This is a genomic window from Buttiauxella ferragutiae (assembly GCF_022637515.1).
Lineage (GTDB): Bacteria > Pseudomonadota > Gammaproteobacteria > Enterobacterales > Enterobacteriaceae > Buttiauxella > Buttiauxella ferragutiae.
In genome coordinates this window covers 842,128-854,648 of record NZ_CP093332.1, presented here as the reverse complement: position 1 = coordinate 854,648, position 12,521 = coordinate 842,128, and the positions used below count along the sequence as shown (strand labels likewise).

At 41.3% G+C, this 12,521-nt stretch carries 9 protein-coding genes; 1 reads left to right on the top strand and 8 read right to left on the bottom strand.

Annotated elements, in window-relative coordinates:
- Positions 1–33: 33 nt before the first annotated feature.
- The 7 genes from MNO13_RS03920 to MNO13_RS03890 form a co-directional block, all read right to left on the bottom strand.
- Positions 34–2,628, bottom strand: a complete 2,595-nt coding sequence (locus MNO13_RS03920) for a CS1-pili formation C-terminal domain-containing protein (RefSeq protein ID WP_241939553.1) — start codon at positions 2,626–2,628, stop codon at positions 34–36.
- 87 nt (positions 2,629–2,715) lie between these two features.
- Positions 2,716–3,192, bottom strand: a complete 477-nt coding sequence (locus MNO13_RS03915; RefSeq protein ID WP_133522198.1) for a CS1 type fimbrial major subunit — start codon at positions 3,190–3,192, stop codon at positions 2,716–2,718.
- Positions 3,193–3,263: 71 nt separating this feature from the next.
- On the bottom strand, positions 3,264–4,001 hold the full coding sequence (locus MNO13_RS03910) for a hypothetical protein (RefSeq protein ID WP_133522199.1): 738 nt from the start codon (positions 3,999–4,001) through the stop codon (positions 3,264–3,266).
- Between the two features lie 664 nt (positions 4,002–4,665).
- On the bottom strand, positions 4,666–5,103 hold the full coding sequence (locus MNO13_RS03905) for a hypothetical protein (RefSeq protein WP_133522200.1): 438 nt from the start codon (positions 5,101–5,103) through the stop codon (positions 4,666–4,668).
- Positions 5,087–5,827, bottom strand: coding sequence for a winged helix-turn-helix domain-containing protein (locus MNO13_RS03900; RefSeq protein WP_241939552.1), 741 nt, complete (start codon positions 5,825–5,827; stop codon positions 5,087–5,089). Before MNO13_RS03900 ends, MNO13_RS03905 begins: the two co-directional genes overlap by 17 nt.
- Positions 5,828–6,887: 1,060 nt before the next feature.
- Positions 6,888–8,573, bottom strand: coding sequence for an NAD-dependent malic enzyme (locus MNO13_RS03895; RefSeq protein ID WP_133522202.1), 1,686 nt, complete (start codon positions 8,571–8,573; stop codon positions 6,888–6,890).
- 89 nt (positions 8,574–8,662) lie between these two features.
- Complete coding sequence (locus MNO13_RS03890) at positions 8,663–9,610, bottom strand: AEC family transporter (protein WP_241939551.1); 948 nt, start codon at positions 9,608–9,610, stop codon at positions 8,663–8,665.
- A gap of 404 nt (positions 9,611–10,014) precedes the next feature.
- On the opposite strand from MNO13_RS03890, the gene MNO13_RS03885 reads away from it, so the two are divergent.
- Positions 10,015–11,349: a 2-hydroxycarboxylate transporter family protein gene (locus MNO13_RS03885; protein ID WP_133522204.1), complete on the top strand. Its 1,335-nt coding sequence runs from the start codon at positions 10,015–10,017 to the stop codon at positions 11,347–11,349.
- Between the two features lie 101 nt (positions 11,350–11,450).
- Here MNO13_RS03885 and MNO13_RS03880 read toward each other — a convergent pair whose 3' ends face one another.
- A complete protein-coding gene (locus tag MNO13_RS03880; protein WP_241939550.1) occupies positions 11,451–12,371 on the bottom strand; it encodes an N-acetylmuramic acid 6-phosphate etherase in 921 nt (306 codons plus the stop codon).
- Positions 12,372–12,521 lie beyond the last annotated feature (150 nt).

The following is a 12,521-nucleotide window of genomic DNA, read 5'->3' as shown; positions in this document are numbered from 1 at the left end:
ACCTAAAAAGAATCATTATTTATTTATCCTTGGTTATCCGTTGCGACCTAATTCACTTTTTGGAGCCATTGCTACCGTCTGCTGACAACGTAAATCTCCTACAAACAAAACATCCCCTTCACGTCGATAATCCTGAATGTCAATCTCAATGTGACACCCCGGAGCTTTGATGTGCTCAATATCCAGTACAGGGATACGCTGGCTAAGTTCCATACTGAAAAAACCATCTGCCTCACTGTAGCTACGGCTGGCATGATTTATTACCGTGGCCCCAGCAAGCGGTGTACCATCATTAGCTAATATGCGGCCTAAGATACTAACCGTGCTGCTCACTTCGATTTTCTGATAATCAACAGCCCCTTTATTTAAATGATAGTTACGACGAGGTGGGTTGATTAATGCACCAGGGGCATCCTTACCTGGGAAATAGTATTGTTGAGTACCTTCAACAAATGGGCGCGCCTCTACAAGATTACGCCCCGGCTTCAATAATGTGCTAGATCCCTGATTGTCCTCCGCCTGAAGCGTTTGCCCTGGAATATCAGAAACAACATCGACAATCATCATTGAATCACCTAACAAGTTTTTACCAGACATTGCAACGCCACCGGATCCCATAGCAATGGTATTACTGAGATTAAAACCAGTGCTGAGACTATTTTCAGGTGTCATTTGAACAAATGAAGTACCGCCTGCTAGAGGTGTAGTAAACGTAGTTGAACCACTCAGTCCCAGGCCATTTTTATCACCAGTAATATTCATGCCCAAACTGTTTAACATCTCATGATCAAAGTTCTGGTTAAGACCCGCAGTGAGGCTGTAATCACTAACATCCCCACTTTTTGCATTATTTGAATTAAGCCCTAAGTTATAGGTTCGCTTATTTTCTTCTATATTCCATGTCAGAGAGAGTTGAATTCCGCTATCTCTATTGTTGGACTCCCCACCCGGACGATCAAAACCAGACACCCTCCAGGTAGCTCTATTCCCCATAATTTTACTCATTACGGTTAACCCTAAGTCAACCCTATACCCATCACTATTATATTTATTATTACAGTAATTATTATAGTTGTTGTGATTGTGGTTTCTGTAATTGTCACTGATTCTATAGCTGTCATTATAATTATCATTACAACTATTTTTGTAGTTATTACTGGTGCTATTGTACCCAAGAATTAAGGTGGAAAATATACCGTCTCCAAGTGTTTTATCCCATGATAGCGACTTGTTATACGTTTTACTTTGGGACTTATTAAGTACGTTTTCATTTCTATTGTAGCTTAGCGTAATTGAACCAAAACCGACTGTGTCACCAAATCGCAATTGGCTATTTAGTAGATTACTTCCAGTAGTTTCATGCGAATATGTACTATAAAAATTACCCCATTCATTCAGTGTATAGTCTACAGTTCCACCTAAACTAGTTTCCGGACCTCTTTGTTGAGTCATCATTCCGACTTGTAGGTCCGGAAGCAGGAGATATTCCCCCTCAGCACCGAAGACAACTTCACCACTGGTATCCACATACTTACCTAATGATGACGTAGAACGACTATTGTTGGTCATGCTGCCAGCAAATATATTATAGTTAAATTTTCGTTCAAAGTTACGCCATTTCAAAGGCTTATAGATCGTTTCTTGAGTACGGGATGATTCCACGCCACCCCGAATAATGCGCACTTCAACTGGATAAATCCCGCCAGGTAATGTGGTGGTATCTAATGTTTGCAACCCTGGTTGAACCAGCACGGTTCGTAGAAGTGAACCATTACGATAAATTTCAACTACGGACTCACTATCAGGGGTTACGTAAATGGGGTATAGACTTGCGCTCTGTTGTTTTCGGACATCAAGCAGAGTATCTGAAGTGCCAAACATAGCACCAATAATAGGTAAGGGTAAGTTACTAACTGGTGAAATACGATTATACAATCCCTCACTCATAGGGGTAAATAACCCCATACGTATAGCATGTCCGTCATCTAGTTCGCGACTGCCATAGACCTGGGGGACAGTATAATTTTTCTCATTACTGTTATATTGCGAATACTGTAAGCTACCTGTCAGCGCCCACTTCCCAACGCTTCCACTAAAATCACCATTATAATATAAATTATTACCAACTCCTTCTGTGAATGAGCCGTTCAAATTATTTCTGAAAATCAGTCCAAATGGACCAGATTCAGGAATTTTATAATAGCTGGACTGATTAACATCTTGTCCAGCATCTTTAGTAACCAATGTTAACTGAGCTGTTTTGAGACGAAAGTCTAATGCGACCAATCCATCAGGACATTTTTTATCAGGAGTACAGTCACCTATCTCCGTTGGTTTTCCTAGAGACTCTAGCCATTGATCCCGAACTGATCCACTAACAAGACTTCCGACAGTATCGGTAAAAGACAATAATTGAACGGTGCCTGTTTTTTGGAGACGAATCAGAGCATCACCCATCCATTTCCCATTTATTTCTACGCGTGCACTCAGAGGAACATCAAAAATGAAAGGAAGAAACTCTTCTGGGGCATCTGCCGATTGTTGTAATAATTCATTATTAGGCGATTCTGCAGCATAATTGACTGAACTATATAACAAAGACAATATAATAATCAATTTGCCTTTCACGAAAATCACCTTATATAATCATGTAATAAGCATTGGCAAACAAAAAAACACCATTAATGATAATAAGCTAATGGTGTTATTTTAATATTAAGAGGCTTCTACAGTAATAACTGTATTACCCATATAATTACCTGTTTGCTTACCGCTTGTTGCTGCTGGAGAGAATGACAAGGTAGCTGCTTTCGACTGAGCAGATGTTGTTGATGCGACAACATCTTGCGCGGTATCGTTAAGCGCTACACCGTCCAGTGAAACACTAACAGCAATTGATTCTGAACCATTAATGAGTGTCGCTGAGGTCACTTTTGCTTTCAGTGATTTGTTTGCAGGAACAGTTAAGGTGACATTACGGTTTTGTGGCAAAAATGATGCGCCAGGAATAACACTACCGAAGCTAATAGTTTGTGAGTTGTTCCAGGTTCCATCAGTATAGTCGGCTGAAATACCCGGTTGTGTAACATCAATTAACTCGGCCTCTAAAGGAACAGTAAGTGTAGTAGCTGCATTTGAGTAAGCAGAGAAACCAGCAAGCATAGCTAAAGTGAAGAGTGATGCAATTTTCATAATAATACCTAATAGTAAATTTAAATTTTGTATATAAAATATCTATGGAGCTCTATAGCGTTAATTAAACATTAAGGTAATTTTATTTTTCTTGAGTTCCCTCCCTCAACTAAAGTGAATGAATGAGTTGAGTCTTTCTCTTTTAAGAAGACCCTGCTTTGACCTGGGTACACATTTAAATCCTCGCCAAAACCATGGCATTTTTTAGTTACGTTAGAACATGTATTTGTATAACGCAGTATTGCGACAGTATTTCCGCTATTAACCACTTTAAATTCATTAGCACCATCATTAATGCGAGTGCTATATATAGAGGTGTTAGGCCTGACAACTACTAAAGTTCCATAGCCTATAGATAGCCCCATTCCTGCTTTAAGGGTATTTGTATCATTATCTTTTATTTGATCAGGACTCAACCCGAAGTTATTATTTTCATTTGGCTGTACTGGCATATAACGTACTCTGAAGTAACGTTCATACTCACGAGTCCCAGTAAATACAATACGACTAACCTGAAAGCTATCCCCTGGAATAATCAATCGGGACGGACTAGCCATAAATGAGATGTTTTTTTTATCTCTGTCTGGTTTTAGCTCGGACTCTTCACCCTTATAATTTATATTGACTTCAACAACTTCAATTTGTACAAAAGCGGTGCTATCCCCAGCATTATATATCTTTTTCTGCAGGGTATTTTTATTGCTTTCAAGCGTATCATTTAACTGACCAATATTGATATTCACAGCAGAAAAAGATTCTGCCGTGAATACAAGTAATGAGAGCAATAAGTAACAAATTTTATTTCGCATGATTTGAGTGCCTTTAATAAAAGTCAATCGTACTACTACAAACAATAAGCAACCTAAACAGTGAAAATTGCAAATATCTCCGCCTGATTTCTAGTGGGAATACTAACTAAATAAAAATATTAAAAAATGAATTGGTGTGATATTTTTTAACTTAAAAAACAGTATGTTAGAAATTCATTAGCCTTTAATGTGTTATTCATATTTCATGAATGCATTATTTAGTCAAAACTTGCACCTATATTGCCAAATTACTAAGTCTATGAATATTTGTAGACACTGAGAAAATCATACGTAAAAAGTTCTAAATGTAGCTATGAGTAATGACTAACCATGGAAGCCAGTACCAATAATTCCGCAAACAGGCCAGATACCACAGTTATTTTTGGAGGACTAAAATTGGATACCAATGAAAAGTTTTACCGTGAGGTAAGAAATTGTCTGAAGATGATGTTTCATTCCAGACATTTCAAGGCTGAAGCTACTGACTAAAAAAAGAAAGATAAAGTCGCTGTACAAATTTCCTATATCCGGGAGATTTCGCGATGCATTCTCTACATGCTATCTGGACTATCGTTGTCGATGAGTCACCACCCTATATCCTGAAGATCAGGTGTTTTACAATGTTCTGCACACTCTAAAATAAAGTTAAAAAACACATCTATTTTTAATTTAAAAAACCAAAATAACCATTTAAAAAAATACGACTTATCGTAGGTTCTGGAGTTGTATAGATGACATATTTAAATTCATCGCCAATTATATTCCCTGAATAAACACTTCGATAATAGAATGCTCTTAGCGCTCTTTGGGATTCACTATTTTTACTGTCAGGAATTATATCCCTTTGGGTCACTAACATGAAATACCTCCCTCGCCAATAGCCCATAATTCCTTGTTGAGTATAGCTTTCTTTGGTAATTTCATGCGTGACAGACATTGTCACTAGCCCGTATTCGCACCGCCCATAGAGACTACCTAACCGTGGATTAAGTATGATGAAACTGGCATTACATCCAAACCCATTAACAAAAGGGATTGCCAGAATCGTACTCACGATGATTAACAAAATAATAAGGTATTTTTTCTTATTTAACTTCAACATATCGAAATCCATTCCTTTGTGAGTTAACATAGATGTAATTACCTGATGGTAATTGAATAGGGATTTCAGTTTCAATTAATGGTCCAAAGCCACAAAATTTATAATCTTTGATTTTTTGACATGACATAACCTTCACCTGAGTGCTATATAAAACCATAAAAAACAGAGTTATTAATATTAAAAAACCAGAAAATACACAATAGGGAATAAATATCGTCATTTTATTTAATACAGGCGTAACTTTAATTTCTCGCTCTTTATTGACAATTAACTCCATAGGGTCATTTTGAATTTGGAGAGGATTGTTTTCCATAGGAGTTTCATTACTTACATCTGTACTTGCTGCGTAAACTGAAACTAAATTATCATTATCTCTATTATCAATAATACTAACACCTACAATACATTTTACCCATCGCGAGTTCCATGAGAACCCTTTTCGATGATGCGTAATAATTACACATTCTCCAGTTATAGGTAAAAATACACTCCTTATTTTTTTTATGGCTACGTTTAATGAATTTAGGGTAACAAATTTATTTGGCCACGCAATATCTAACAACCTGTCTCTATCTATAATTTCACATGATGCCTCTAGTAGTGTAACCAATATGATTCCTTCAGCCACACTAAGTCGCGCAACGCATTTTTCATGATAAAATAACTCACCCGTCGGTAAGTTGAATTTGAAAAGTAAGTTTTTTTCCATAGTGAGTATAGTCATATATTTGAACGTCGAATGTGATGTCGATGGTAACTACGAATTATTACAGACTGCTAACCATAGCATGCAGTTAATAATCTCAGTAACGTGTAGAAACTTCATTCATAAATCATGTAACAATTTTTATAACTACAACTTAATTAAACGATACTTCATTTTCTACTGCAATTATCATTATGAGAAACTAAGAACAGCCACCTTTTAAAAATAATTCGCCCTCACACAGTATATTTTCGTCACAAAAAAGATACCCAACAGACTCAATTAATATATACCCCTGATCAATATATATATTATACAAAATTAATTAACACTCTCCCGATTTTCGTTATCTTAATTTACATATAATAAAACATGACACCCCAACATACTTATAGTAACAAAACACGATTAGCTACAACACTTAGAAACAAGCAGCAATCGAATAGACATTTCCATGATAGTTCATTGCAATTATGAATAAATGAAAATATAAAAATAAATACCCTTATTAAACAGCGACATAGATAATTCATAATTATAGTACTTATGAATTTATTGGAAAGTTTGGTTTTACCGTTATATGTACCTGTTGCCAGCCATATGTAAATTATTTTCCCGAGTGTTTGTGCGCAATATCGCCTGCCGCCTTCGCTCTCTAGTCGGGGCATAGGTGAATGTTAAGTAGGTAATGTATAACTACTTGACGTGAGATCTCGCTTGTTTAATTTTATTATGTCACTCCCCTTTCACTTATGTGATATACATAAGATGATGAAAAAGAGGTAGCTTTTCCACCATATCAGTGGCACTCATGACCATAATGACAAAGCTAATATCTACAGGATATTGACAATACCTAAGTATTATTTGTGTCTTACAAATATATAGCCAAGACTGCATATCCTTCACTTTTTCTAGTTAGGGTATCGAAGACAGGAAAATTTTATCGTTCTGCTGATGTCAGAAAAATAACTGTGGGGTGAAAGGGGTTGACCAAGTGATGAATGAAGTATGACAAGTGATGGGTTGTTTTAACCTAACCGCCTTCTTGATGAAGACGGTTTTTTCTCAATACATATTAGAACGATGCGCGCTTATAGGATGTGTAGCTGGCTTTCCAGTATGTTTTATCGATGTTATTTAACAGCGTCTCTTCACTCATTGTTGGAGCAACCCCTTCCAGTTGCGCGACACGAGCAACTTCAAATGCAATAGTCCGAGATATCTCTTCAATCTTTTCCACCGGCGGTAACAATCCACCTATTCCCGTAGAGGCTAATGGCGAATGTGCCGCAAGCGTCTTACTTGCTACGATCAGCATGCCTTCGGTGATCCGGGATGCTTTTCCAGCCAATACGCCCAGCCCGAGTCCCGGGAATATATAGGCATTATTACACTGTGCAATTTCGTACTCCTGTCCCAGGAAAGAAATGGGTGCAAAAGGACTGCCCGTTGCAACCAGTGCCAGTCCTTGCGTCCATTCAATCAAATCCTTGGGTTGAGCTTCAGCACGAGATGTAGGATTGGAAAGCGGCATAATGATAGGTCGTGGGCAATGTCGGTGCATTTCTTTGACAATTTCTTCACTAAATAAGCCTGGCTGCCCGGATACGCCAATCATCACTGTCGGATGGGCATGACGCACTACATCCTTCAATGAGATATTTGTTGTCTCTACATCCCAGTGGCGAATCGTATCCCTTGCAGTTACCAGACCCTGCTGGAAATCGAGAAGATTAGGCATCTCGTCTGTCAGCAGGCCAAAACGGTCAACCATATAGATATTATTGCGCGCCTGAGTTTCCGTCAGACCATCGTCCATCATCAGCGTTATAATTTTTTCAGCAATACCGCAGCCTGCCGAACCTCCACCCAAAAAGACCACTCGCTGATCGCGTAGACGACTCCCGGCAGTTTTAACTGCAGCCATGAGCGTTCCTGCAGTGACGGCTGCCGTCCCCTGAATATCATCATTAAAACAGCACAACGTGTCGCGGTAGCGGTTCAGCAATTTTGTGGCATTCTTTTGTGCAAAATCTTCAAATTGCAGCAATACATTGGGCCAACGGTTCCTGACTGCATCTACAAACATATCCATGAACTCAATATATTGATCATCGGTAATACGCGGGTGGCGCCATCCCATATACAGTGGATCATCCAAGTGTCGGGTATTGTTAGTACCGACATCCAGCATAATAGGCAACGTTGATGCAGGATGAATACCTCCACAAGCGGTGTATAAAGAGAGCTTACCGATTGGAATCCCCATCCCTCCAACTCCCTGGTCACCTAAACCCAGGATACGTTCGCCATCAGTGACAACAATGACGCGGATATCGTTACGCGAGAAGCTTTGCAGCATTTCATCAATATGATGGCGATTTGGCCAAGAGATGAATAATCCACGTCCTCGGCGATAAATATCAGAAAAATGTTCACAAGCCTCACCCACTGTTGGGGTATAGATAATAGGCAAGGTGTCTTTCATATGCGTTCGCAAAAGATTATAAAACAGCGTCTCGTTGGTATCCTGAATATTTCTCAAATAAATATGACGGGAAATATCTTTTTTAAACTGGCAGAACTGATCCCAGGCGCGCTCGGTCTGCTCTTGAATAGTTTCAACTTTATGAGGCAGTAACCCATGAAGATTAAAGGCTTGTCGTTCGGTATCTGTGAAAGCAAGCCCTTTATTTAACAATGGGTTTTCTAGTAAGACAGAGCCATTATATGGTGTATAAAGTGTTTCTTTGACTAACATTTACCCACTCCTGAACATATCTTTCTTTAAAAAAAATGAAATTATTATCTGCAACTAAATAGCAGAGCTAGAGAATGACAATATGTAAGTTACGAAATTAGATAAATCATTATTCCCTCGGTGACAATACCAATGGCTGTGCCAATCAAAATTGAAGATGATGCTGTTTCAATATAAGTATCACTACGGAGTGCAAACATTCCTGCAGCAATAGCGGATGGCGTTGCACCGATGATAATGACCTGCTGCATTAAAGTATGACTCAATCCAAAAGCCAGACCGGCGATAGCCATTAGCCCCGGCTGGATGAGATTCTTAATACTAATATTGGTAAATGTCTGGAGATTAAGCGCCGGGCGCTCGCCATAAAATAAAAGACCCAGAGCGAAAAGAGAGAGGCCGCCTGCAATTTTGCCCACCATTTCTATTGGTGCGCTCAGCAGATGCGGTAATTGCACGCCCATCAGGCTCAATAGCACGCCAGAGATGGGGATCCAGACAATGGGGTTTCTTACCGCTTTGATGAGATTTTGCAGGACAAGCTTAAAGGGGTTGATATCTTCAAGACTGTTTTCACCCTTTTTATCCCCCATGCGAATCAGGATAATCGTCAGTGGAATCATAAATACACTGGTGATTAGATTGCCTATCAGCACACCTAAAAAGCCTTCTGGTCCGATTAACACCGCCAGCACCGGGGCACCAAAATAGGCCATATCAGGGAAAGCACAGACCAGTGACTGAACCGCACTGGTCTTAATATCATGGCGGAAAACATAGCGTGAGATGAGCAGTGTGATGAAGTAGGAGCCCATCAAACCAATCATCAGAACGGCCATAAATGAAAAGTTCTTTATTTTATCCGGGTCGGTATTCAACGCGCCGATAAAAAGATGGAACGGCAGAGCAAAACGGATAACCACCGTGGCTAAAACTGAGGCATCCTCACGGCGCGTGTAACCTAACTTCCCACTTAACCATCCGAGCAACATGATAAATACCAATGGGAACAGAGATTGTAATAGTAGTGATGACATGGAATCTCCAGAATGCATAATGGTACAGATAGCGCACAATCTATTTCTGGAGGTAATTTAACGATCACCTAATCCCAGTAGGGTGATTGAAATCACACTTACCCCTGTTTAAATACTTTCACGCCGGCTACTTTAGTTACAAATATAAATACCCGCATTGTGAATAGTCTTGTGCGTTCATTCAGTAACTTTACTTACAAAAATAAGAATTAAATTATTTAAATAGAACATTCAACTACCATCACAAAACCCAATACTCAGGGCTATTTAATCACCCTGCCGTATGTTAGGTTTTTAAGCGAAATATCTTCATGGTGATTTAATTATTACGTCACCTTTATTTTTATTACCCTATTATTTTGCCCGCCCCTACATTATTTTTAATATAAAATTAGGTAACAAAAATGGAAAATAACACCCTAAAAAATGCCATTGAAAAAAACGCGTCAGGAGGGCAATCGCTGCGACTTCCTGGTAATTTCGAAGTCGGCTCTGTCCCTTTACTGCTGTTCATTGTTATTGCTGCCATCGTTGCCGTTTCAGGTGCCACTGGGTTACTTCCCAAAAATATGATTGGTGGCCTGGCTATCATCATGACTTTAGGTTTTGCCTTTGCAAAAATTGGCCGCATGATCCCAATTCTGAAAGACATTGGTGGCCCGGCAATATTGTGCCTGATGGTGCCTTCCATATTGGTCTATTTTGGCCTGTTTGAAGAACAAACCATGGCCACCGTGCACCTGCTAATGAAAGAAGCGAATCTGCTTTATTTTGTTATTGCCTGTTTAGTGGTCGGCAGCATTCTCGGTATGAACCGGACGATCCTCATCCAGGGAATGATAAAAATGTTTGTACCACTTGTAGTGGGAACCGGCGCGGCGGTGTTAACCGGTCTGCTGGTTGGTTCATTGTTTGGTTACAGCATCTACCATACATTTTTCTTTATCATCGTTCCCATTATCGGTGGAGGTATTGGAGAAGGGATATTGCCGCTTTCTCTCGCCTATTCCGCCATTCTTGGGCAAACCCCGGATGTGTATGTCGCACAACTGGCTCCTGCCGCGGTGGTAGGTAACATCTTCGCGATTATTTGCGCAGGTGTTTTGTCACGAATTGGCAGCCGACGCCCGTCGCTGTCCGGCAACGGCATGCTGATCCGCAGCCGTGAGGACAACAATTTGTTTATGCAGTCTGAGGGATCGCATCAAACAGATTTTCAGCTGATGGGCGCGGGATTATTGATGATTTGTGCCTTTTTCATCGTCGGCGGCTTGTTTGAGAAGCTGGTACACATCCCTGGGCCGGTGCTGATGATTCTGGCTGCGGTGTTCTGTAAATATGCAAAAGTGATCCCAGCCGCGATGGAGATGGGTGCCTATAGCTGCTACAAATTTGTCTCGGCGGCATTAGTATGGCCGTTGATGATTGGCCTTGGGATGCTGTATGTGCCGCTGGAAAGCGTGGTGTCGGTATTCTCGATTGGCTATGTGGTGGTGTGCGGTTCGGTGGTTATCTCCATGACCTTGAGCGGTTTTTTCATTGCTTCACGCCTGAATATGTATCCGGTGGACGCCGCTATCGTGACGTGTTGTCACAGTGGTTTGGGTGGCACGGGTGATGTGGCGATTTTGTCGGCTTCAAATCGTATGTCGCTGATGCCATTTGCACAAATTGCTACCCGTATTGGTGGCGCATCAACCGTCATCGCAGCAACATTACTGCTGGGTTGGATAATGTAATCACCCGTTCCTGATTGTGCTCTTCAGGCACAAAAAAACGGTGCAAGCATTTTTATGCTTTCACCGTTTTATAATTCATGAGCTGATTAATATTGAAGATGTCACGAGGCTTTTTGGACTGAGCTACGTTTCGCTTCCTCGAGTGCAATTCGCAGATGATCACTATTCTCAGTCAGCAAATCCCGCGCATGCCAGCCATCCAGCCCGGTCAACAGCGTCAGAATCGCCGTTCGACAGTGATGATTGCAGCTTGCCAGCGCGTTCTTCGCTTGTGTACGAGAACAGCTTGCCGCTTCCATCACGATGGCTATCTGCCGCTCGGCCCAATGGGTGCTGGATGCGTTAATGTCGACGCGCAAATTGCCGTAAACACGGCCACTGCGAATCGCAAGCCCTGTCGAGAGCATATTGAGGATCTGCCGCTGCGCCAGTTGCGCCTTTGGATTGGCAAATCCCACCACCACTTCCGGCCCGATATCTGGCGTAATCACGGTATCTGCCAACTGGGCCACTTCACTCTCGGCATCCTGCGTGATAACCGCCACTGGCGCACCAAGCGAGCCCGCGTAACGAAGAGCGCCCCAGACCCATGGCGTTTTCCCGCTGACCGACAGGCCCAGCAACATGTCATTGCGGGTAAACTGGATGGCCTGCAAATCGCTGATACCCCGATTGTAATCGCCTGCGGCGGTATCGCTCGCTTGCAACATCGCTTCTGACCCACCCGCTATCAACCCAATGAGCGCATGATCGTTATCGGGGGCAAACTCGCAGGCCACTTGCATCGCCGCGCGTCCAGACGCCCCGGCACCCGCGATGATTAACCGCCCGCCCCGGCTGAAAGTCGCAATCGCCTGGTCGACTAAACGGGTGACTGTCGGTAAACAGTTGGCTATCGCATAGGTGATTTCGCGATCGTCTTTCAGGATTGCCGCCAGCATATCCTCAGTGGCGAGTTTATCGATATTTTCCGTACCGCTATTGCGTCGTCCCATCATTGAACCGGTTGGCTTACTGCTCATAAAAACCTCCATTTAAAGGGTCCACACATACTATAAGGATATTTATCTGCCACTCCTGCGAGTGGGGTCACGCTTCCCCCCTTCTTAGGGCGATTTGCTTGATTTACGTGGCTTTAAGTCACTTCCCTCATCTGCGATAATCGGTACTTC